Below are 23086 nucleotides of genomic sequence, written 5' to 3' on the forward strand. Positions count from 1 at the left end.
CCAGCGCCCGCCGATCCAGGGGATCCCCATCCGACCATGTCGCGGCTTCGTGCCGCTTCCGCGCTTATGAGCGACTGATCCGGGCCATGTCCCGGGCACCGTCGCCGTGATGTTCGCGCTGCGCGCGAACGCCTGAACCACACGGGCCGCGGAACCACAACCAGCACGCGCGCCGCAAGCGCCGACGGCGCGGAACCGCATGGCGGTTCCGCGTCACGGGCCTTTGCGCGCCCGCGGCGCCGGATCCGCGCGCCTCCTTGATTTGCACCTGCCCCATGCAAGGAGATCGTCATGAACAAGATTTACGGCAAGGTCTGGAACCGCGCGCTGCAACAGCTCGTGGTGGTGTCGGAGCTGGCGACGAGCCGGCGTGGCGCCAGTACCAAGGGCGATGCGCGCGGCGTGCTGCGTCCGCTGGGCGCGGGCGTGTTCACCGCGATGGTGGCGTTCGGCTGGGTCGGGTGGTCGGCGACAGCGCAGGCGCAATCGGTGGATTGCTCGGCGGCGCCATACAACGCCTACAACAGCACGGCCGCGTGCATGGGTCTTCAGGCTAAAGCCAGCGGTATCGGCGCCACGGCGCTCGGTTCGTTGGCGACGACGGATCTCCTCGGTGGCGTCGCGGTGGGCTACAACTCGCATTCGGCGGGCCAGAACAGCGTTTCTCTCGGCTTCCAGGCCTTGTCGACCGCGATCAATTCCATCTACATCGGCGCGCGCACCAGCCCGACAGCCGGCGCAACCGTAGGCGGCGCGATCGCCATGGGCACCGACGTCACCGCGTCCGGCGGTAATGCCGTCGCCATCGGTACCGTCGCGATTGCCGCCGGCAACAACAGCCTGGCCTTCGGCAATACCAGCGCGGTCGACGTGAATTCGGTCAACAGCATCGCCGTCGGCTATCTGTCCAAGATCACCAATTCCAACAACGCCCTTGCGCTCGGCTCAGGCTCGACCGTCACCAATGGAACGCATGCGACGGCCGTCGGCTGGCAGGCGCTCGCGACCAACCTCAACGCGGTCTATCTGGGCCCGCGCACGATCGGTACCGGCGCGTCGGGCCAAGGCGCTGTCGCGATCGGCACGGATGTAAGCGTTGCCGGCGACGAAGGCATCGGCATGGGCCTGCAGGCGAATGCGAGCAATACGGACGCGATCGCCATCGGCACGCAGTCCGCCGCGTCGGCCGCCCAGGCGACCGCCGTGGGCAGGCAGACGTCGGTCACCGCCCAGTACGGCACGGCCATCGGCAGCAACTCCTCCGCTTCCGGCATAGCGGCGACGGCGGTGGGCGCGAACGCGCAGGCTTCGGGCGCTTCCAGCGTCGCGGCGGGCCAGAACAACGTCGCCAGCGGCAACCAGTCGATCGCCATCGGTCTGTCGACGCAGGCCTCGGCGGTCGGCGCTATCGCTATCGGCGCCAATGGCACCGGGGGCGCCGCGTCATCGGGTGCCAACGCGGTTGCCGTGGGTGCTCAATCGTCGGCAACGCAAAGCGGTGCCCTTGCCGTCGGCCTGCTGGCGAATGCCAGCGCGGTCAACAGCGTGGCGATGGGCAACGCATCCAAGGCGCAGGCCGCTTCCACGGTAGCCATCGGCGATACCAACACCGTCGCGGCAGGCGCGGGTGCAGGCTCCATCGCCGGCGGCCACAACTCGCAGGTGACGGCCGGCACCGGCGCGGTGGCGCTGGGCGAAGGCCAGAAAGCCACCGGCAACGGTGCGGTGGCGGTCGGCGATCCGAACGTGACCAACGGCAATGGCGCGGTCACCATGGGCGCCAACAACGTTGCGGCGGGCAACGTCGCGGGCACCACGGCGGCCAACGGTGCGGTAGCGATCGGCAATACCAACCAGGCCATCGGCCAAGGGTCGGTCGCGCTGGGCAATGCCAGCAAGGCCGCCGCCGCGGGAGCGTTGGCGTTCGGCGATACCGCCACGGCCAGCGGCACGAACACCGTGGCCGTCGGTAGCGGTGCTACCGCGGTCACGGCTTACGACGTCGCGGTGGGTTCGGGCGCGCATGCGGCTTCGTTCAGTGCGTCCGCGCCGACCATGGCGATCGCCATCGGTGCCGGCCAGGCGACCAACGACGGCGCCATTGCCATCGGCGATGGCTTCAACGGCGGACCCAAGGCGTCAGGCCGCGATTCCGTCGCGATCGGCACCGGCACCGCAGCCTCGGGGACGACGGCCGTGGTGGTTGGCGCGGGAGCCTCGGCCTCGGCCGATGGCGCCTTTGCCGGCGGCGCCTCGTCGACGGCGAGCCAGGCCAATGCGCTCGCGCTGGGCGCCGGGGCGAAGGCAAGCGCGCAGGCTGCGGATGTGGCCCTGGGTGCCGGCTCGACCACGTCGGCGGTCGTGGGTACGGCGAACTACACCATCGCCGGCACCACCTACACCTTTTCCGGCACCACGCCGGCCAGCACGGTCAGCGTCGGTGCGCTGAACGCGGAGCGCACCGTCACCAACGTCGCCGCCGGCCGCATCGCGCAGAGCAGCACCGACGCGATCAACGGCTCGCAGCTGTGGGCGGTGACGCAGGCGGTGAATGCGGTGGCGGCATCCGCGTCGCCGGTCCACTACTACAGCGTGAACGATGGCGGCACGCAGGGCGGCAACTACAGCAACAACGGCGCGACGGGTTTGAACGCGATCGCCGCCGGCGTGGGCGCGGCGGCATCGGGCGGCAATTCGATGGCGATGGGCAGCAATGCGAGCGCGACGGCAGCCAATGCCGCGGCTATCGGCTACGACGTGCATGCCACCCTGGCGAACGCTTCGGCCTTTGGCGTAAGCACCAGTGCGACCGGTACGGGAGCCGTGGCGGTGGGCAACAATTCCACCGCGTCCGCCACCAACGCGGTGGTGCTCGGCACCAGCACCACGGCCACCGATATCAACGCGGTGGCCATCGGCACGCAGGCGAATGCGGCTGCCGTCAACTCGACGGCGGTAGGCGTGCTGTCGAAGGCCCTGGCTGTATCCACGGTCGCTATGGGCGACAGCAATACCGTCGCGGCGGGCGCGGGTACCGGCTCCATCGCCGGCGGCCATAACTCGCAGGTGCTCGGCGGCACCGGCGCGGTGGCGCTGGGCGAAAGCCAGACGGTGAACGGCAATGGCGCGGTGGCGATCGGCGATCCGAATTCCGCCACCGGCAACGGTGCCGTCACGGTGGGTTCGAACAACACCTCCAACGGCGATGGCGCCGTGGCGATCGGTAACGGCAACAACGCGCAGGGCGTGGGCTCGGTCGCGCTGGGCAACGGCAGCGCCGCGCAGGCGGCGGGCGGCGTGGCGTTCGGCAACGGCGCCGTCGCCACCAACGCCAACGACGTGGCGCTGGGTTCCGGTTCCACCACCGCCGCGGCGGTGGGTACGGCCAGCTACACCATCGCCGGCACCACCTACGGCTTCGCCGGTACCACGCCGGCCAGCACGGTGAGCGTGGGCGCGGGCAATGCCGAGCGCACCATCACCAATGTGGCCGCCGGGCGCATCAGCAACAGCAGTACCGATGCGATCAACGGCTCGCAGCTGTGGGCGACCAATCAGGCGGTGGACAACCTCAGCAACGTGGTGACGGCGGGGGCGACGCATTACTACAGCGTCAATGACGGCGGCACGCAGGGCGGCAACTACGCCAACAACGGCGCGACCGGCGTCAATGCGCTGGCCGCGGGGGTCGGTTCCACCGCTGCGGCGGATCGCTCTACTGCGCTGGGCCAGGGCACCGGCGTATCGGTGCTCGGCGGTGTCGCGCTCGGCGCGGGAGCGGTGTCCGATCGTGCGATCGCGCCGGCCTCCGGCTCGATCATCGTCGGCACCAATGTGATTCCGTACAACACCACGGACCGCAACCTGCTCGGCGCGGTGTCGGTGGGCAACACCACCGATTTCCGCCAGATCACCAACCTGGCGGACGGCACGCAGGACCAGGATGCGGTGAGCCTGCGCCAGCTGAAGGGCGCGATGTCTTCGTTCTCGGTGACGCCGATCAAGTACTTCCACGCCAATTCCGCCGCGACCGATTCGCTCGCAGCGGGTGCGGAGTCGGTGGCGATCGGTCCGCAGACCACGGTCAACGGCGACAACGGCATCGGCATGGGCAACGGCGCCATCGTGCAGCAGACCGCGCCGGGCGGCACGGCCATCGGCCAGACCGCCACGGTGAACCTGGCCGATGGCGTGGCACTCGGAACGAATGCCACCTCCAACGGCATCCAGGCGATGGCGCTGGGCGCGGGGTCGCAGGCGGCGTTCGCCGGCAGCGTGGCGCTGGGTGCGGGCTCGGTCACGGCGGCGGCGGTGGGTACGCCCAATACCGTGATCAACGGCCAGACCTATGCTTTTGCCGGCACCACGCCGGGCAGCACCATCAGCGTCGGTACCACCGGTGCGGAGCGCACCATCACCAACGTGGCGGCCGGCCGCCTGGATGCGAACAGCACCGATGCCATCAACGGCTCGCAGCTGTACCAGACCAACCAGGCGATCGGCACGGTAGGCACCAGCGTCACCAACCTGGGCAATACCGTCACCAACCTGGGCAACTCGATCGCCAACAGCTACGGCGGCAACACCACCTACGATCCGACCACCGGCACGCTCAATACCAGCATCACCTACGGCGGCAACACCTACAGCTCGCTGCAGCAGGTGTTCAACCAGATCAATACCGGCGGCATCAAGTATTTCCACGCCAATTCCAACCTGGCCGATTCGGCGGCCAATGGCTTGAACAGCGTGGCGATCGGTCCGGTGTCGAACGCCAATACGGAGAACGCGGTGTCGATCGGCAACGGCGCGACCGCCGGTGCCAACGTGGGCGACGTGGCATTGGGCGCGGGCAGCACCACCGCTGCGGTGGTGCAGACCGGCAGCGGCACCATCGCCGGCAATACCTACACCTATGCGGGCGCCACGCCGACCAGCACGGTGAGCGTGGGCGCGCCGGGTGCCGAGCGCACGGTCACCAATGTGGCCGCGGGCCAGGTCAACGGCAACAGCACCGACGCCATCAACGGCTCGCAGCTGTACGCCACCAACCAGGCGATCGACACGCTCAACAACACCGTGGTGGCGAATGCCACGCACTACTACAGCGTCAACGACGGCGGCACGCAGGGCGGCAACTACGCCAACAACGGCGCGACGGGTGCCAACTCGCTGGCCGCGGGCGTGGGCGCCACGGCCACGGCGGCTTCCGGTACTTCGCTGGGCCAGAACACCGGCGTGTCGGTGCAAAGTGGCGTGGCGCTGGGTTCGGGGGCGGTGTCCGATCGTGCGATCGCACCGGCTTCCGGTTCGATCATCGTCGGCACCAATGTGATTCCGTACAACACCACGGACCGCAACCTGCTCGGCGCGGTATCGGTGGGCAATGCCACGGACTTCCGCCAGATCACCAATGTGGCGGACGGCACGCTGGACCAGGATGCGGTGACCTTGCGCCAGTTGAAGGGCGCGATGTCTTCGTTCTCGGTGACGCCGATCAAGTACTTCCACGCCAACTCCACCGCGAGCGATTCGCTGGCGGCGGGTGCGGAGTCGGTGGCGGTCGGTCCGAAGACCACGGTGAACGGCGACAACGGCGTGGGCATCGGCAACGGCGCGATCGTGCAGCAGACCGCGCCGGGTGGCACGGCGATCGGCCAGAACGCCACGGTGAACCTGGCCGATGGTGTGGCGCTCGGTACCAATGCCACCTCCAACGGCATCCAGGCGATGGCGCTGGGCGCAGGTACGGAAGCGGCGTTCGCCGGCAGCGTGGCGCTCGGTGCGGGTTCGAAGACCGATGCGGCGGTAGGTACGGCCAGCACCACGCTGGCCGGTACGACGTACAACTTCGCCGGTGCGACGCCGGGCTCGACGGTGAGCGTGGGCAGCGTCGGTGCGGAGCGCACGCTGACCAATGTGGCGGCAGGCCGCATCAGCGGCAGCAGCACGGATGCGATCAACGGCTCGCAGCTGTTCGCCACCAACCAGACCCTGCAGCAGCTCTACACCAGCCTGCAGAACCTCACCAACACGGTGAACAACCTGCCGCAGCAAGGGCCCGGCACCACCAACAACACCTACCAGACCAGCGTCGACAACACCAAGAACGCCACCGCCACCGGCAACAACTCCACCGCGGCCGGCGCCAACTCCAACGCCTCGGGCAACAACAGCACGGCGATCGGCGGCAACTCCAGCGCCACCGGCGACAACAGCGTGGCGATCGGCGCCAACTCGGTGGCCAATACCGCCAACACCGTGTCGGTCGGTTCGGTGGGCCACGAGCGCACCGTCACCAACGTGGCGGCCGGCACCAACGCTACCGACGCCGTGAACGTGGGCCAGCTCAACGACGCCATCCAGAGCGCCAAGAACTGGTCGAAGGACTACGTCGACCAGCGCTTCCAGTCGGTGGACCGCGACCTCAACCGCATCGGCAACCGCGCCAATGCCGGCATCGCCTCGGCGATGGCGATGGCCAGCCTGCCGCAGGCCTACCAGCCGAACCAGAGTTCGGCCGGCGTGGCACTAGGCACCTTCCACGGCGAGAACGGCATTGCGGTCGGCGTGTCGACCATCACCGAGAGCGGCCGCTACGTGTTCAAGCTCAATGCCACCACCAACTCGCGCGGCGATGCCGGCGCCGGCGTCGGCGCGGGGGTGGTGTGGTGAGCGCGAACAAGACCATGAGCGATCTTCAAGGAGTCCATTCCATGCGTACCTCGATCAAGCACCTCGCCCTGGCCTCGTTCGCACTGGCCCTGGCCGCCTGCGGCAACGTCAGCCACGACATCGCCAAGGACGGCGGCTCGGCCGGCCAGATGGTATGGCCGGAGCCCGGCGACACCACGCCCATGCACAAGGGCGGCACCTTCCCGAACCTCGCCAACCTGCGGCAGGTGAAGGCCGGCCTCAACAAGCCGCAGGTGTCCGACCTGATCGGCTATCCGCATTTCAGCGAAGGCGTGTGGGGCGTGCGCGAGTGGAACTACCTGTTCAACTTCCGCAAACCCGGCAGCGACGAAGTGACGGTGTGCCAGTACAAGGTGCTGTTCGACGAGAACAAGCTGGCGCGCAGCTTCTACTGGAAGCCAGAATCCTGCGCGGCCTTGCTGGATGAGCCAAAGCCACCGGCACCCGCACCCGCGGCGGCAGCAAGCAAGCCGCGCGTACTTTCCGCCGATGCACTGTTCGCGTTCGACAAGTCCGAGCTGTCGCCAGCGGGCCGCCGCACGGTAGACGATCTCGCCGCCGAATTGAGCGGGCAGGGCGACAAGCTGCGCTCGGTACATATCGACGGCTACACCGACCGCCTGGGCAGCGATGCCTACAACCAGGACCTGTCGCAGCGCCGCGCCGAATCGGTAAAAGCCGAACTGGTACGCGCCGGCGTGCCGGCACAGCGGATCAGCGCCGAAGGGCATGGCAAGGCTGATCAGGTGAAGGACTGCCCGGACGGCAAGCGCACAGAACTGATCGCCTGCCTGGCACCGAACCGGCGGGTAGAGGTGAAGGTCGATAGCGTGGAGTAGTGCTCTGCATGGGGCGTCTCCTCTCTTCGCGGTGAGCGAAGGGAGGAGACGCATCGCATCGGGATTCAGCGCCGCGCTCCGCCCGGCCCCTCACCCCGACCCTCTCCCCGGAGGGGAGAGGGAGAAGTGTGGTGGCGCCGCATACAGGAACGAAGAGCAAAAGCTGGCCTCGGTTCTTGAACATCCTCTTCGCCACGGCACGTTGAAGAACCCGCTACGTAAACGCACAGTCGTTTCGTATAGACCCAGGTTAATCACGTTACCGCAGCCGCCCACCGCTCCTTCTAGTCGCGTCGCGAGCCGTTGCTCTGAAGGCCATTTCTTTTGGGTTACTTTTTCTTTGGGCCAGCAAAGAAAAAGTGACTCGGGCGCCGGCAGGCGCACGAAATGCCCGCTGCATAAGCGGCCCATTCGCGTCACCGCGAAAACCAGGCGATACCGCAAAAGGATCCCGGCCTACGCCGGGATGACGAAGACGGGGCGGTGAGGCAAGCCCGCCCCAACCCTCTCCCCGGGGGGAGAGGGGCGGCGTATCGTTATTACCGACCGATATCGCGCAGCTTTTTCCCAGCCATCAGATTCCGCTCGATCTGCTCCAGCGTCACGCCCTTCGTTTCTGGCACCAGCCAGAACGTCAGTACGATGAACACCGCGTTGAGCGCCGCATACAGCCAGAACGTCGACGCGTTGCCGATGCTGTTGAGCAGGCTGAGGAAGGTGAAGCCCACCACCATGTTGGTGATCCAGTTGGTGAAGGTGGACACACCGATGCCGAAATCGCGGCCCTTCAGCGGCTGGATCTCCGAGCACAGCGTCCACACCAGCGGGCCGGCCGACATGGCGAAGCCGACGATGAAGAACAGCAGCATGGCCACGCAGGTGTACTGCTCGGTCTGGCCGGTGATGCCGCCGTTCATCAGCACGCCGACCACGCCCAGGCCGATGGCCATCACGGTGAAGCCGGTATAGAGGATGGGCTTGCGGCCCCAGCGGTCGATCAGGGCGATGGCGATAAAGGTGGCCAGTACATTGGTCAGGCCGACCAGGGCGGTGAACCACATCTGCGCGGACGTGTCGTAGCCCATTTCCTGGAAGATGCGCGGCGCGTAATACATCACCACGTTCATGCCGGTGAACTGCTGCATCAGCTGCAGCAGGGCGCCCAGATACACCGAACGGCGGAAGTGGGGGTTCTCCTGAAACAGATGCCAGCCGCGCTGCGGCGTCTTCAGCTGCTCTTCGATGTCCGCCGCTTCGCGCGCCACCGCGGCCTCGTCGCCGCGCAGGCGGCGCAGCACCTCGATGGCCTCGTCGCGGCGGCCGCGCATCATCAGCCAGCGCGGGCTGTCGGGCAGGCCGAGCACGCCCAGCAGGAACAGCGCACCGGGAATGGCGATCACGCCGAGCATCCAGCGCCACGCACCGTGGTAGCTGAGCGCGGTGTCGGAAAGAAAGGCCACCAGGATGCCGATGGTGATCATCAGCTGGTAGGTGGAGATCATCGCGCCGCGGATATGCTCCGGCGCCACCTCGGCCAGGTACAGCGGCGCGGTGAAGGTGGCGATGCCGATGGCCAGGCCCAGGATCACGCGCGCGGCGATCAGGGTTTCCGGCGACCAGGCCAGCCCGCACAGCAGCGAGCCGATCACGAACAGGATCGCGCCCAGGATCAGCGAACGCTTGCGGCCCAGCTGCGAAGACAGCCAGCCGGCGCCCAGCGCGCCGACCGCCGCGCCGAACATCATGGAGCTGACGATCCACTCGATGGTGTGGTCGCTGATCGCGAACTCGGCCTTGATGAACTGCGAAGCGCCGGAGATCACGCCGATGTCCAGTCCGAACATCAGGCCGGCGAGCGCGGCGAGCACACAGGTGTAGATCACGGTGCCCTTGGCGTGGGCGGTGGGTGATGCGATGGCTTGGGAGTTCATGGAACCGGGAACCTCGCTGGCGTGAAGAGCTGGCGTGAAGAGCTGGCGTGAAGAGCTGGCGTGAAGAGGATGGACCGCCGATGGATAAGGAACGAACGATGGATCAGGAAGGCCGGCCGAAACCGGGCGGCGCTCCGCGGAAACGGGATTCCGGCAGGCCGGTGCTGCCGGCATCGGCCGCGAACAGCGCGCCGGCCTGCGGCTGCGTTGCCAGCGCGTCGGCGGACAAGCCGTCGCGCGCGCTGGTGATGTAGAGCGTGTCCAGCGTCGGACCGCCGAAGGCCGGACGGGTGGGTTGCGTGGCCGGCACCTCGATCGTGCGGTCGACGCGGCCATCCGGCGCGTAGCGCACCACGCGCGACAGGCCCCACTGCGCATTCCACAGAAAGCCTTCGGCATCCACGGCGGAGCCATCCGGCTCGCCGCGTGCATCGTCCACGCGCGCAAACGCACGCGGCTCGCCGCAGCGTTCGGCGTAGTCGCAGCTCTGGATCAGGCGCGAAGGCGAATCGCAGAAATACATGGTGCGGCCATCGGGGCTGAAGGCGACGCTGTTGCTGATGCCAACTCCGGGGAGGTTAAGCCGTTCCAGCGTGAGGTCGGCGTTGAGGCGGTAGAACGCACCGATCGGCTGGCGCGCCTCGCCGGCCGCGGGCTCGTGCAGGGTGCCGAACACGAAGCGGCCCTGGTGATCGCAACCGCCGTCGTTGAGGCGGGTGGGCAGTTCCGGTTCCACCTCGACGATGGGCAGGAGCGTGTCGTCTTCCGGGCGGAAGAAGGCCAGGCGCGAGGCCAGCCCGAGCAGCAGCCAGCCATCGGCTTCGCACAGCGCGAGGCAGCCGAGGCGTTCGGGCATGTCCCAGCGGCGCGTTTCGCCGTCCGCCGGGCGATGCCGCCACAGCGTCGATGCCTGGATGTCGGTCCAGTACAGCGCCTGCTCGCGCTCGCACCACAGGATGCCTTCACCCAGCGTATTGGCCGGATGGTGGACGACGCGCGCGTTCATACCCAGCCGCCGTCGACGACGAAGGACTGGCCGGTGCACATGCGGCTGTCGTCGGCGCCGAGGAACAGCGCGGCGCGCGCCAGGTCTTCGGCCATCAGGTAGCCGGGCAGGCACTGCGTGCGCCGGATCTCCTCTTCGCCGGCCGCATCCAGCCACAGGCGGCGCTGTTTCTCGGTGATCACCCAACCGGGCACCAGGGCATTGATGCGGATGCGGTCGTGGCCCAGCTCGCGCGCCAGGCCGTTGACCAGGCCGTGCACGGCGGACTTGGCCATGGCGTAGATGGGATAGCCGGCGTTCTTCTTCATCCAGCCGGTGGAACCCAGGCAGATCACCGAGCCGCCGCCGAGCGCGCGCATGTCCTCGCGCACGGCCTGGGTGGCGAAATACTGGTGGCGCAGGTTGATGGCGATGCTGCGGTCGAACTGCTCGCTGGTGGTGCCGCCGAAGGTGTGGCGCACGTCGTTGGCGGCGTTGTTCACCAGCACCGCCACCGGGCCGTGCGCTTCGCGCGCGCTGGCGATCGCCGCGTGCAGCGCGTCGAGGTCGGTGATGTCGCAGGGCAGGAAGCGCGGCGCGTGGCGTTCGCCGGCCAGGCTTTGCGCCAGCGCCGCGCCATGTTCGCGGTCGATGTCGACGAAGGCGACGCGGCTGCCCTGGCGCACGAAATGCTCGACGAAGGCGGCGCCGATGCCGGTGGCGCCGCCGCTGACGAAGACGTGGCGATCGAGCAGGCTGGGGTAAGCGGCAAACTGATTCATGCTCACCACTCCGCCACGCTGCCGTCGGCATGGCGCCACAGCGGATTGCGCCAGCGATGGCCTTCGGCGGCGCGCTCGGCCACGTATTCCTCGTTCACCGTGATGCCGAGGCCGGGGCCGGTGGGCATGCTGACGTAGCCGTCCTGGTAGGCGAACACGCTGCGGTCGGTGACGTAGTCGAGCAGGTCGTTGGAGGCGTTGTAGTGGATCCCCAGGCTCTGTTCCTGGATGAAGGCGTTGTGGCTGACCGCGTCGATCTGCAGGTTCGCCGCCAATGCGATCGGGCCGAGCGGGCAGTGCAGGGCGATGGCCACGTCGTAGGCTTCGGCCATCGCGGCGATCTTGCGCGTCTCGGTGATGCCGCCGGCGTGCGAGGGGTCGGGCTGCAGGATGTCCACGCCGCCGGTTTCCAGCACGCGCTTGAAGTCGTAGCGCGAGTACAGGCGCTCGCCCAGCGCGATCGGCGCGGGCGAAATGGCGGCCAATTCGGGAATGCATTCGAGATATTCGGACAGCACCGGTTCCTCGATGAACATCAGCTTGTACGGCGCCAGCTCGCGCATCAGCACCTTGGCCATCGGCTTGTGCACGCGGCCGTGGAAGTCCAGGCCCAGGCCGACGTGCGGGCCGACCGCGTCGCGCACCGCCTGCACGTTGGCGAGCACGCGGTCGACCTTGTCGTAGCTGTCCACATACTGCATTTCTTCGGTGGCATTCATCTTCACCGCGGTGAAGCCGCGCGCCACCGCTTCCATCGCGGCGCGCGCGGTGTCGGCCGGGCGGTCGCCACCGATCCACGAGTACACGCGGATGCGCTCGCGCACCGGGCCGCCGAGCAGGTCGTAGACGGGGCGGCCGAGGTCCTTGCCCTTGATGTCCCACAGCGCCTGGTCGATGCCGGCGATGGCGCTCATCAGGATAGGGCCGCCGCGGTAGAAGCCGGCGCGGTACATCACGCTCCACAGGTCTTCGATATGGTGCGGGTCCTTGCCGATCAGGTAATCGGAGAGCTCCTCGACCGCTGCCGCCACGGTATGCGCGCGGCCCTCGACGACCGGCTCGCCCCAGCCGCTGAGGCCGGCATCGGTATCGATGCGCAGGAAGCACCAGCGCGGCGGAACGAGAAAGGTGGTGAGGCGGGTGATCTTCATGCGCGGTTTCCTTGCGAAGCGGGGTGTAGATGCCGCCAGGCGTCGGCGAAGTCGCGCGCACGGGCGGCGACGTCGACGGCCGCGCGGCCGGGGGCGTAGAGCGACGAACCGATGCCGAAGCCGGCCGCGCCGGCAGCGACCCATGGCGCCATGTTGTCGGGTGCGATGCCGCCGACCGGCAGCACGGCCAGGTCTTTCGGCAGCACCGCGCGCCAGGCCTTGAGCACGGCGGGCGAGGACTGCTCGGCGGGGAAGAGCTTCAATGCATCGGCGCCGGCCGCGAGCGCGGCGAAGGCCTCGGTCGGCGTGGCCACGCCAGGCACGCAGTAGAGGCCGGCCTGCTTGGCGGCGCGGATCACCGCGATGTCGGCATGCGGCATCACGATCAGGCGGCCGCCGGCGTCGGCGATGTCTTTCACCCGTGCCGGATCGAGCACGGTACCGGCGCCGACCAGATAGCCGTCGCCCAGCGCATCGACCAGGCGGCGGATGCTGGTGCAGGGTTCGGGCGAATTGAGCGGCACTTCGAGCACGCGGAAGCCGGCGCCGGCGAGGGCGTGGCCGACGTCCACCGCTTCGTCGGGATGCAGGCCGCGCAGGATCGCGACCAGCGGCAAGTCTTGTAGCCAGGTATGCATGGGAGGGAGCGTGTTCATGAGGTGTGGGCGGTTGCGGGAGCCGCGGCGAGCGCCGCCGCGGTGGCGATCTGCCATAGCCCGTCGGCGGTGGTGCCGTCCGGTGCGCGCGAAAGATGCAGGCCGTAGAGGTCGGCGGCGCGGCGGTAGCGATCGCACAGCGGGCCTTCGCCGACCATCGGGATGCTGCCGTTCGCGTCGGCCCAGCCGGCGGCCAGGGCCATGCGCATTTCCTCGCCGATCAGCAGGCCGGAGAGATAGTCCGGTACGGCGGCAGGATCGAGCACGCCATCGAGCATCAGCGCGCGCGCCGAGAACAGCCGCGACAGCGCGCCGGCAGGGCCGCTGTCGCGTGCGGCGGCGACGCCGCGGCGGAAAGCCTCTTCGTCGTCGCGCGCTTCGGGCAGCGCGGCGCCGAGGATCGAGTGCTGGCGCAGCAGGCCATACAGTTCGCCGGTCATCACGGTGGCGAAATCGGTGACCACGCCATCGCGCAGGCGCACCCATTTGCTGTGCGTGCCGGGGAGCAGCAGGCGCGTGGTGGCCGGTGCAGTGGCCAGTACGCCGACGATCTGCGTCTCCTCGCCGCGCATCACGTCGGGACGCTGCGGGTCGTGCAGGCCGGGCACCAGATAGAGCCGATGGCCGCCGGGCGTGGCAAGCGGGGTCAGGTGCTGCGCCAGCCGTTCGACGCCGGTGGGCGTGTCGAGGTAAGGCACCTCCTGCCAGCCGTTGCGGCTGCCGACCATGCCGCAGGCCAGCACCGGCAGCACCGGCCATTCGCGCACGGCCAGGACGAACGCTTCCGGAAATCCGCCGGCCGGCAACTGGCGGATGCCATGGGCCAGTGCGCGCGTCTGCAGCACCTTGCCGTCCGCGCCGAACAGATAAGCGCGCAGATGGGTGCTGCCCCAGTCCAGTCCGATCAGGCTGGCGCTCACGCGGAAGCCTTCCGGCGCGAGCGCGGACGGCTGCGGCGCATGTTGTCGCGCGAGTCGGCGATCATCGCCAGCATCGCCTTGCGCGCCACCTCCGGCTGCTTGCGGCGGATCGCCTCCAGCACCTGGTGGTGGTAGGGCAGCGAATACTTGAAGTCGCCGGCGCTGCGCGCGGACAGGCTGAAGAACGCGCTCAGCGCGGTTTCCACCACCGAGAACAGCGAGTGCAGCAGCTCGTTGCCGGTGGCGTGCAGCACGGCGTCGTGGAAGCGCACGTCGGCTTCGGTCCAGGCGTCGAGCGTTTGCGCGGCGTCCATCGCGCGGTAAGCGGTGTCGATCTCGGCCAGTTGCGCGGCGCTGCGGTGGCGCGCGGCGGAAGCGGCGGCGGCCGGCTCGATCAGCTCACGCATCTCCACCAGTTTCTCGACGAAGTCGTCGGTGGGCATGGAGGCGCAGCGCCAGGCGAGCACGTCGGAATCCAGCTGGTTCCAGTAGCGTTCTTCCTGCACGCGCGCGCCGACGCCGGTGCGCGAGGCGATCAGGCCCTTGGCGGAAAGCACCTTCAGCGCTTCGCGCAGGGCGGTGCGGCTGACGCCGAGGTTCTCGGCCAGGGTTTCCTCGCGGGGAAGCACGTCGCCGGGCTTGACCCGGCCGCTGACGATGCGCTGCCCGAGTTCGTGCATCACATGTCCGTACAGCGTGCGGACGGTGGGCGGCTTCTTCATGAATGTCTCGTTCCCCTGTGCCTTTCTGTATGAGGGGCGGCGGCGCCGCAGACACCCGGCTTCCGGGTTGCCGGGTTATTTGTCATACAAACGGACTATAAGCACTTCGCTCGGTCTCTGCCAAGCGTTGCGTGCGTTTTCGGACGGTTCCGCACATGGACGGCCATTCGCCGGCGATGACGCATTGCGATATTTCTCAGATCGCTTGCGAAAACAGCGGGCTGCAAGAACTCGCGCAATGGCCTGAAATGACCTTGCGAAGACCCAAATAGGGGTTATGCATGAGGCCGATGCTGCGTCGCGCAAGGCCGCTGACGCAGCGCAAAGATTGCTTGCACGATAATCATACAATGTGATTGCATGCCCCGTCCCGTAAGGGTGGCGAAGGGGAAGCAAGACATGCGACGTGCGATGCTCCTGGGTTTCGTGGGCACGGTTTCTTTGGGTGCGATGGCTATGGCGACGGCGGTGCAGGCAGTGGAAGCGAAGCGCGAAACCTTTGGGACGCTGCCCGACGGCAGCAAGGTCGATGCCGTGGTGCTCGACTCGGGCCACGGCGTGCGCGTGCGCGTGATCGCCTACGGCGCCAGCCTGCAGGAAGTGACCGCGCCGGATCGCCACGGCAAGAGCGCCAACATCCTGCTGGGCTACGCGAAGCTCGACGACTATCTGAAGAAGCCGCAGTACTTCGGCGCCACGGTGGGGCGTTATGCCAACCGCATCGCCAAGGGCCACTTCAGCCTGGACGGCCACAGCTACAGCGTGCCGGTCAACGACGGCCCCAACTCGCTGCACGGCGGCACCAAGGGTTTCGACAAGGTGCTGTGGAGCCTGGGCGAGGCGAAGAGCGGCGCCGACGGCGCCAGCGTCACGCTTACCTATGTCAGCCCCGATGGCGACATGGGCTATCCGGGCAAGCTCACCGCCACGGCCACCTATACGCTCGACGCGCACAACCGCCTGACCATCGAATACCGCGCCACCACCGACAAGCCGACCATCGTCAACCTCACCAACCATGCGTATTGGAATCTCTCCGGCGAGGGTTCCGGCTCGGTGATGGAGCAGAAGCTGACGATCCCGGCGGAGACCTTCCTGCCGATCGACGCCACCTCGATTCCGCTGGGCCAGTTCCAGCCGGTGGCGGGCACGCCTTTCGATTTCCGCCAGGGCAAGCCGATCGGCCGCGATATCCGCACACCCGATCCGCAACTGCTCAACGGCCGCGGCTACGACCACGATTTCGTGATCGCACGCGACGTGGCCAAGGAACCCCGCCTGGTGGCGAAAGTGGAAGACCCGGCCTCGGGCCGCGTGATGACGCTGAAATCCACCATGCCGGGCCTGCAGTTCTACTCCGGCAATTTCCTCGACGCGACCAGCGTGGGCACCGGCGGCCATGTCTACCGCCAGGGCGATGCGTTCGCGCTGGAACCGCAGTTCCATCCCGACACGCCCAACCAGGCGGCGTTCGGCTCGGCGCGCCTGGCGCCGGGGCAGGAGTACCGCCACACCATCGTGTACGAATTCGGCACGGAGCCGGTGCAAGGCAAACACTGACGGGCAACTGACCGTCCGCCGCAGCGACCGATAAGGGCGCCCCTGTGCAGGGCGCCGCGAGAGCGCTTTGCCCGCTGCGGCGCGGATCCAACCTCAAGACCTCCGGCGGGGAGCGGAGATCGTCCAAGCCGGAGATCGTCCAAACCAACGGGGAGTTCGATATGAAGCATGCATTGATGGCGACGGCACTGGGACTGGCGGCCTTGTTCGCCACGCCCATGTCCTTTGCGCGGGAAAGCACCGCGCGCTGGACGCCTGCCGAAGCCAAGGCCTGGTATGCGAAGCAGGCCTGGCCGCTGGGCAGCAACTACCTGCCGTCCAACGCGATCAACGAGCTGGAGATGTGGCAGGCCGACAGCTTCGACGCCGCGCGCATCGACCAGGAGCTGGGCTGGGCGCAGCAGCTGGGCATGAGCACCATGCGCGTATTCCTGCACGACCTGCTGTGGCAGCAGGACGCGGCGGGTTTCAAGCAGCGCATCGACCGGTTTCTCGCGATTGCCGACAAGCACCACATCAAGCCGATCTTCGTGCTGTTCGATTCCTGCTGGGATCCGGAGCCGAAGCTCGGACCGCAGCATCCGCCGATTCCCGGCGTGCACAACTCCGGCTGGGTGCAGAGCCCGGGCGTGGCGCTGGCCGATCCCAGCCAGTACCCGCGGCTTGAGCAGTATGTGAAGGATATCGTCGGCAGCTTCGGCAAAGACCGGCGCGTGCTCGCCTGGGACGTGTGGAACGAACCGAACAACCCCGGCGGCGGCAACTACGACGCGAAGGAACCGAAGGACAAGTTCGCCCTGGTGGCGAAGCTGCTGCCGCAGGTGTTCGCCTGGGCGCGCAGCGCCTCGCCCGTGCAACCGCTGACCAGCGGCTTGTGGGAACACGAGGACTGGTCGGATCCGGCGAAGCTCGATGCGGTCGAACGCACCCAGGTCGAGCAGTCCGACGTGATCAGCTTCCACAACTACGGCTGGCCGGAAGAGTTCGCGCGCCGCGTGAAGCAACTGGAAGGCTACGGCCGTCCGCTGATCTGCACCGAGTACATGGCGCGCGGCAACGGCTCGACCATCGACGGCGTGCTGCCGCTGGCCAAGAAGCTCGACGTGGGCATGGTCAACTGGGGCTTCGTCGACGGCAAGGCGCAGACCATCATGCCGTGGGATTCCTGGCAGCGCCCCTACACCTTGCAGCCGCCGACGCTGTGGTTCCACGACCTGCTGCATGGCGACGGCACGCCTTATCGCCAACGCGAAGCCGACATCCTGCGTGCGCTGTCGCGTGCGCCGCGCGGCGTCGTGCCGACGGACGCAGCAACGTATCCCGCAGGGAGCTTGCTCAAGACGCGCTGACCCCAAGCGCGCCACATCGGCGCGCCCGCTGGAGCGGGCCGCCTTCTTTCTTCCAGAACGCATGCCGCCGGCACGCGCCGGTGCCGCTTTGACTCCGTCAACCGGGGAGGTCCGTACCATGACTCGCTACCGCATTCCGCTGTCCCTGCTCGCGATGGCCATAACAGCCGCGCTGGCGCCGGCCTATGCCACCGATACCAAGCCCGACGCGCAGGGCGCGGATCCGCAACAGTCCACCGACCAGACGCCCACCGCACCCGCGGGCCAGGCGCCGGCCAGGAAGAAAGCCGGCACCGCCGATCAGGCCTCCACCCAGAACGCGGTAAATCTCTCCGGGGTGGTGGTGACGCCGCTGCGCGAAAGTCTGCAGAGCGCGCAGGCGCTGAAGCAGGATTCGCGCATGGTGGTCGACTCCATCGTCGCAGAGGACATCGGCAAGCTGCCCGACAACAGCGTGGCCGACGCCATGCAGCGCATCACCGGCGTGCAGATCGCGCAGGGCTTCCAGGGCGAGACCAGCTCGGTGGTGATCCGCGGCCTGCCCAATGTGATCACCACCTTGAACGGCCGCGAGATCTTCAGCGGCGTCGGCCGCGCCTTCGCCTTCCAGAACCTGCCGGCCACCGCGGTGAAGACCGTGCAGGTCTACAAGACCAGCGAAGCCAGCCTGCCGGACGGCGGCATCGCCGGCCTGGTCGACATGCAGCTGTACCGCCCGCTGGATTTCGACGGCAGCAAGGTGGCGGCGACACTCACCGGCACGCACAGCAAGTACGGCGGCCACACCGATCCCAATGGCAGCCTGCTGCTGAGCAACCGCTGGAAAACCGATATCGGCGAATTCGGCGCGCTGCTCAACGTGGGCTACGACAAGCAGCGCTACGACTACAACGCGGTATGGGCGGACTTCCCCAAGGTGCTTACCGGCGGCAACGGCGCGCCGATCCGCACGGCCGGCGGCGACCTGATCTCCGTGCCCAACGGCTGGGGCGCCGACTACAACATCGGCAGCCGCAAGCGCCAGGAAGCGAACTACGCCTTGCAGTGGAAGCCGAACAAGGACACCGAGGTCTACGTCGAAGGCCTCTACACCTGGGATTCGGACCGCTACAACCAGCCGTTCTATTTCAGCTTCCCGGTGGGCGTGGTCAATCCGTCCAGCCTGTCCGTCACCAACCATTGCTATGCCAACCAGCTGACCGGCTCGCCGTACTACGGCCAGCGCATCTGCGACGCCTCCGGCGGCGTGTGGAGCGGCGACACCTATGCGGCCACCAGCACGCAGGCGCACGAGCAGTGGGGGCACGACATCCAGAACTCGATCGGCATGAAGTGGCATGGCGACAAGCTCAATCTGTCGACCGACCTGTCCTTCAGTTCCAGCTCCTTCCACGACCAGACCTTTATCGTCGACACCTTCCTGAAGGGCCCGATCACCACGGTGTGGAACGGCGCGCAGAACTGGGGGCTGGGCGGCAATCCGCAGCTCAATCCGTCGAACTACTACCTCAACGGCCTGTTCCAGACCTGGAACAACCAGCGCGGCGAGCAGACCGCATGGCGCGGCGACGGCACTTATGACCTGGGCGGCGATTTCTTCCAGTACATGGATTTCGGCCTGCGCTATTCCGACCACAAGGCCGAATACCGCGGCAGCGTCGAGATCTCCACGCCGCCGCCGGGCGGCACCGGCCAGATCGCGCTGAACCCGAACCCGGCCAACCAGGTGGTGGCGCGCTTCCCGAACGGCTACTTCTGCAGCCAGCCGACCGCGGATGCGATCCCGGTGTCCTGGCTGAGCGGCTGCTACAACTTCCTGGTCAACAACGCCGATGCGATCCGCGGGCTGTACGGCCTGCCGGCGGGCCTGGCTGCGGAGAATCCCGGTCGCTTCTATCACATCCAGGAGAAGTCATACGCCGGCTATCTGCAGTTCGGCTATGGCAATGAGCTGTTCGGCCTGCCGTACGACGGCCTGATGGGCATGCGGGTGGAACGCGTGAAGCGCCATCTGGATGCGTATTCGTTCGACGCGTCCACCAGCGTCTACTCGCCGCTGTCGGCTTCCACCAGCGCGCCGGTCTATCTGCCCAACCTCAGCTTCAATCTGCACCTGCGCGACGACCTGCAACTGCGGGTGGTGGCGGCGAAGACGCTGACCTATCCGGGCTTCGGCCAGCTGAATCCGTCGATCTCGCTCAACCCCGGCACGATCAACCGCGCCGGCGTGGCCAGCAGCGGCAATCCGAACCTGAAGCCGATCCGCAGCAACAACTACGACGCCTCGCTGGAGTGGTATTTCGGACCGGCCAGCTACGTGAGCGGCGGCGTGTTCTACCGCGACATCAACGGCTACATCCAGAACTACATCACCGACGTGACCATCGGCGGCCAGCCTTACCAGCTCAACTCGCCGCAGAGCGCCGGTTCCGGCCATCTGGAAGGTGCGGAGTTCGCTTATCAGCAGTTCTTCGACTTCCTGCCCGGCCCGTGGAGCGGCCTGGGTGCGCAGTTCAACTACACGTATATCGAGGGCTCCACGCGCTCGCCGCAGTTTATCGGCGGCCCGATCACCGCCTCGCCGCTGCAGAACGTTTCCAAGAACAACTACAACGCGGTGCTGATGTACGAGAAGTACGGCTGGTCCGCGCGCCTGGCCTACAACTACCGTAGCCGCTATATCGAGGGCTTCAACCAGCCGACGGTGGCGGGCGTGAACGACGAGATCAAGCCGGCCAACCAGGTGGACTTCTCGCTCGGCTACGACGTCAACCAGAACTTCACCGTGGTGCTCAACGCGACCAATATCTTCGGCGCCAACCTGCACCAGTGGTGGGGCGACGGCACCACGCGTCCGCGCGACATCCGCTACCAGGACCGCACCGTGGGCCTGGGCGTGCGCTTCAAGATGTGATTCCTCCCCGGCGGGCGGCGTCGTGGCGTGGCCGCCCGCCTTTTTTCCTGGAGGTCGTGATGAAAAGAACGATGTTCGCGCTCGTGTTGGCGCTGGCCGCGATGGCGGCGCATGCCGACGAACGCGTGGTGGGCGAACGCATTGCCGACGGCACCGGCTACGCATCCGTCGTGCGCATCGAACATGGTACGGCGTCCGATCGTGGGCGCCTGCTGATGGTGTTCGAGCAGGATGGCATGGCTGGCATTCCCTTGTGGGAAAGCCGTGACGAGGGCGCGCACTGGCGCTTCCTGATGAACGTCACCGACGAGCCGCACGCCGGTGACAAGCAGTGGCAGCTGCGTTGGCAACCGCACATCGCCGAGTTGGCGCAGGCAAGCGGCGACCTGCCGGCCGGCACGCTGCTGCTTTCGGCCAACGCCACCCGTAACGACGAGCATGGCCGGGTTTATGTCGAAGACCTGCAGATGTATGTGTCCACGGATGGTGGCAAGAGTTGGCGCTACCGCAGCTCCATCGTGCAGGGCGGCGGGCGTCCGGAGGACAAGGACAACAAGGGCGTGTGGGAGCCGAACGTGCATCGGCTGGATGACGGGCGCCTGGTCGCCTATTACTCCAGCGAGCAGCACAAGGGCGAGGGCTACAACCAGCTGCTGGCGCACAAGGTGTCGGCGGATGGCGGGCGCAGCTGGGGCAAGGAAGTGTGGGACGTGGCGATTCCCGGCGGCGTCCAGCGGCCGGGCATGGCCATCGTCACGCGGCTGGCCGACAAGCGCTATGCGATGACGTACGAGAACATCGACGGCCCGCGCAACGGGCAGGTGTTCATCAAGTTCAGCCGCGATGGACTGGATTGGGGCGATCCGCAGCGGCATGGCGAGCCGGTGATGACGCTGTCCGGCTTCTGGCCGTCGGCGTGTCCGGTGCTGCAGTGGTTTCCGCAAGGCGGGCCGGAAGGCGTGATCGTCGTTTCCGCCCAGCGCGCCGGTGGCGGTGGCGACGAGGGCGGGCGCAGCTTGTATTGGAACAATGCGTCGGGCCGTGGCCCTTGGTGGGAGGTGCGGGCGCCGGTGCAGAAGCGCAGCGGCAATATCCATGCAGGCTGGACGCAGGCTTTGCTGGCGCGTGGCGACGGTTCGTTTCTGCACGTGACGTCGTCGTCCGCGGCCGATGCGCCGGAGCACGCGTCGCGCAACGAGATGCTGTCGGCGATCGCGCCGCTGCGTTTCGACCGCTACGAGGCCGAAGATGCCGAGCTGACGGGTGCGGCGGTGGTGCCCGATCCGGCTGCGTCCAACCAGCGCAAGGTAAGGCTGGGGCAGGGCGAGTCGCGGTTGCGATTCCTCGTGCATGCGGTGGGTGGCATGCACCATTTGAGCGTGCGTTTTGGTGACCTCGGCTTGCCGGCCACGCCGGTGCTGGTGGTCAATGGTGCGCGCGTTCCCGCAACGATCGACAAGACGCCGGAGGAGCAGATGGCAACGGTATCGGCATCGCTGCTGCCCGGTTTCAACACGATCGATATCGAAGGCGGCGCACACGTGCTCGACATCGACTATCTGCAGGTGGATGGCGATGCTTCGTCGCCGCCCGGAGGTAAGGACAAGTGATGCGCCATGCCTTGCTGTTCGCCCTGCTGCTGGCGGCTCCGGTCGCGCAGGCTGCGAAGCCGATCGGCCCGCTGCTGCCTTCCGGCCCCGATCCCTGGGTAACCCAGCGCGACGGGTTCTACTACTACATGCACACGCAGGGCGATCGCATCTCGCTGTGGAAGACGCGCGATATGGCGAAGCTGGCGGATGCGAAGCCGGTGACGGTATGGCGTGCGCCGGCCAGTGGCCCGAACTCCGCGGCGATCTGGGCGCCGGAGCTGCATGTCATCGGCGGTAAGTGGTACCTGTACTACTCCGCCGCGGACAAGGCGCACAACGACGACGCCCACCGTCACGTGTTCGTGCTGGAAAACGCTGCGGCCGATCCCACGCAAGGCACATGGGTGGACAAGGGCATGCTGCACACCAAGCTCACCGGTATCGATGGGACGGTGTTCGAACATCGCGGCAAGCTGTACTTCGTGTATTCGGCCTATGTCGGCGACCACAGCGACCTGGTGATCGCTCCGATGCGCGATCCATGGACGCTGGCCGGGCCGGAGGTGGATATCGCGCAGCCGACGTTCGCCTGGGAGATGCAGGGTGGGCGGAAGATCATGGAAGCGCCGGAGTTTCTGGCCGGGCCGGAGGGCAAGGTGTTCCTGACGTATTCGGCCAGTGCCTGCTGGTCGGATGGTTATTCGATCGGGATGCTGAGCGCGGATGCGAGCGCCGATCTGCTCAAGCCTTCCTCATGGTCGAAGTCGCCGACGCCGGTGGTGAAGAGCTCGCCGAAGGATGGCGTCTACGCCACCGGGCACAACGGGTTTTTCAAAGGCGCCGACGGTTCGGATTGGATCGTGTTCCACGCCAATGGAGGCCCGGATTGGAAATGCACCTCGAAGCGTGCGCCGTATATGCAGAAGTTTCGTTGGGATGACGGCGGGCGTCCGGTTTTCGGCGGCGATTGAGGATCACATCGATGGTGC

At 67.3% G+C, this 23086-nt stretch carries 14 protein-coding genes; 7 read left to right on the forward strand and 7 right to left on the reverse strand.

Annotated features, from left to right (window positions below; translation table 11 throughout):
- Positions 1–291: 291 nt before the first annotated feature.
- Together KK141_RS20540 and KK141_RS20545 are read left to right on the forward strand one after the other, a co-directional pair.
- Positions 292–6675, forward strand: coding sequence for an ESPR-type extended signal peptide-containing protein (locus KK141_RS20540; protein WP_214572956.1), 6384 nt, complete (start codon positions 292–294; stop codon positions 6673–6675).
- Between the two features lie 41 nt (positions 6676–6716).
- Complete coding sequence (locus KK141_RS20545; RefSeq protein ID WP_214572957.1) at positions 6717–7535, forward strand: OmpA family protein; 819 nt, start codon at positions 6717–6719, stop codon at positions 7533–7535.
- A 539-nt stretch (positions 7536–8074) separates the two neighbouring features.
- Here KK141_RS20545 and KK141_RS20550 read toward each other — a convergent pair.
- The 7 genes from KK141_RS20550 to KK141_RS20580 form a co-directional block, all read right to left on the reverse strand.
- The gene (locus KK141_RS20550; protein WP_214572958.1) at positions 8075–9466 is read right to left on the reverse strand and encodes a sugar porter family MFS transporter; all 1392 of its coding nucleotides are present in this window, start codon (positions 9464–9466) and stop codon (positions 8075–8077) included.
- Positions 9467–9569: 103 nt separating this feature from the next.
- Complete coding sequence (locus KK141_RS20555; protein WP_214572959.1) at positions 9570–10472, reverse strand: SMP-30/gluconolactonase/LRE family protein; 903 nt, start codon at positions 10470–10472, stop codon at positions 9570–9572.
- A complete protein-coding gene (locus tag KK141_RS20560; protein ID WP_214572960.1) occupies positions 10469–11233 on the reverse strand; it encodes an SDR family oxidoreductase in 765 nt (254 codons plus the stop codon). Before KK141_RS20560 ends, KK141_RS20555 begins: the two co-directional genes overlap by 4 nt.
- Positions 11234–11235: 2 nt before the next feature.
- Entirely contained in the window at positions 11236–12384 is a 1149-nt protein-coding gene (gene dgoD, locus KK141_RS20565; protein ID WP_214572961.1) for a galactonate dehydratase, read from the reverse strand.
- Positions 12381–13022: a 2-dehydro-3-deoxy-6-phosphogalactonate aldolase gene (locus tag KK141_RS20570; protein WP_214572962.1), complete on the reverse strand. Its 642-nt coding sequence runs from the start codon at positions 13020–13022 to the stop codon at positions 12381–12383. Before KK141_RS20570 ends, dgoD begins: the two co-directional genes overlap by 4 nt.
- 14 nt (positions 13023–13036) lie before the next feature.
- Entirely contained in the window at positions 13037–13960 is a 924-nt protein-coding gene (locus KK141_RS20575) for a 2-dehydro-3-deoxygalactonokinase (RefSeq protein WP_214572963.1), read from the reverse strand.
- The gene (locus KK141_RS20580) at positions 13957–14682 is read right to left on the reverse strand and encodes a FadR/GntR family transcriptional regulator (protein ID WP_214572964.1); all 726 of its coding nucleotides are present in this window, start codon (positions 14680–14682) and stop codon (positions 13957–13959) included. Before KK141_RS20580 ends, KK141_RS20575 begins: the two co-directional genes overlap by 4 nt.
- A gap of 399 nt (positions 14683–15081) precedes the next feature.
- On the opposite strand from KK141_RS20580, the gene KK141_RS20585 reads away from it, so the two are divergent.
- From KK141_RS20585 to KK141_RS20605, 5 genes are all read left to right on the forward strand, one after another.
- Positions 15082–16242: an aldose epimerase family protein gene (locus KK141_RS20585; protein ID WP_250901908.1), complete on the forward strand. Its 1161-nt coding sequence runs from the start codon at positions 15082–15084 to the stop codon at positions 16240–16242.
- Between the two features lie 161 nt (positions 16243–16403).
- Positions 16404–17591: a 1,4-beta-xylanase gene (locus tag KK141_RS20590; protein ID WP_250901909.1), complete on the forward strand. Its 1188-nt coding sequence runs from the start codon at positions 16404–16406 to the stop codon at positions 17589–17591.
- Positions 17592–17709: 118 nt separating this feature from the next.
- On the forward strand, positions 17710–20505 hold the full coding sequence (locus KK141_RS20595; RefSeq protein WP_214572965.1) for a TonB-dependent receptor: 2796 nt from the start codon (positions 17710–17712) through the stop codon (positions 20503–20505).
- A 59-nt stretch (positions 20506–20564) separates the two neighbouring features.
- Positions 20565–22115, forward strand: coding sequence for an exo-alpha-sialidase (locus KK141_RS20600; RefSeq protein WP_214572966.1), 1551 nt, complete (start codon positions 20565–20567; stop codon positions 22113–22115).
- Positions 22115–23068, forward strand: coding sequence for a glycoside hydrolase family 43 protein (locus KK141_RS20605; protein WP_214572967.1), 954 nt, complete (start codon positions 22115–22117; stop codon positions 23066–23068). Before KK141_RS20600 ends, KK141_RS20605 begins: the two co-directional genes overlap by 1 nt.
- The last annotated feature ends 18 nt before the right edge of the window (positions 23069–23086 follow it).

The sequence above is a fragment of the Dyella sp. LX-66 genome, assembly GCF_018599165.1.
In the GTDB taxonomy this organism is placed as follows: Bacteria; Pseudomonadota; Gammaproteobacteria; order Xanthomonadales; family Rhodanobacteraceae; genus Dyella_D; species Dyella_D marensis.

Coding starts and splice junctions, on each gene's coding strand:
- KK141_RS20555 (WP_214572959.1), bottom strand. CDS start 10,472: ATGAACGCGCGCGTCGTCCACCATCCGGCCAATACGCTGGGTGAAGGC.
- KK141_RS20580 (WP_214572964.1), bottom strand. CDS start 14,682: ATGAAGAAGCCGCCCACCGTCCGCACGCTGTACGGACATGTGATGCAC.
- dgoD (WP_214572961.1), bottom strand. CDS start 12,384: ATGAAGATCACCCGCCTCACCACCTTTCTCGTTCCGCCGCGCTGGTGC.
- KK141_RS20595 (WP_214572965.1), top strand. CDS start 17,710: ATGACTCGCTACCGCATTCCGCTGTCCCTGCTCGCGATGGCCATAACA.
- KK141_RS20545 (WP_214572957.1), top strand. CDS start 6,717: ATGCGTACCTCGATCAAGCACCTCGCCCTGGCCTCGTTCGCACTGGCC.
- KK141_RS20540 (WP_214572956.1), top strand. CDS start 292: ATGAACAAGATTTACGGCAAGGTCTGGAACCGCGCGCTGCAACAGCTC.
- KK141_RS20585 (WP_250901908.1), top strand. CDS start 15,082: ATGCGACGTGCGATGCTCCTGGGTTTCGTGGGCACGGTTTCTTTGGGT.
- KK141_RS20590 (WP_250901909.1), top strand. CDS start 16,404: ATGAAGCATGCATTGATGGCGACGGCACTGGGACTGGCGGCCTTGTTC.
- KK141_RS20605 (WP_214572967.1), top strand. CDS start 22,115: ATGCGCCATGCCTTGCTGTTCGCCCTGCTGCTGGCGGCTCCGGTCGCG.
- KK141_RS20550 (WP_214572958.1), bottom strand. CDS start 9,466: ATGAACTCCCAAGCCATCGCATCACCCACCGCCCACGCCAAGGGCACC.
- KK141_RS20560 (WP_214572960.1), bottom strand. CDS start 11,233: ATGAATCAGTTTGCCGCTTACCCCAGCCTGCTCGATCGCCACGTCTTC.
- KK141_RS20600 (WP_214572966.1), top strand. CDS start 20,565: ATGAAAAGAACGATGTTCGCGCTCGTGTTGGCGCTGGCCGCGATGGCG.
- KK141_RS20570 (WP_214572962.1), bottom strand. CDS start 13,022: ATGCATACCTGGCTACAAGACTTGCCGCTGGTCGCGATCCTGCGCGGC.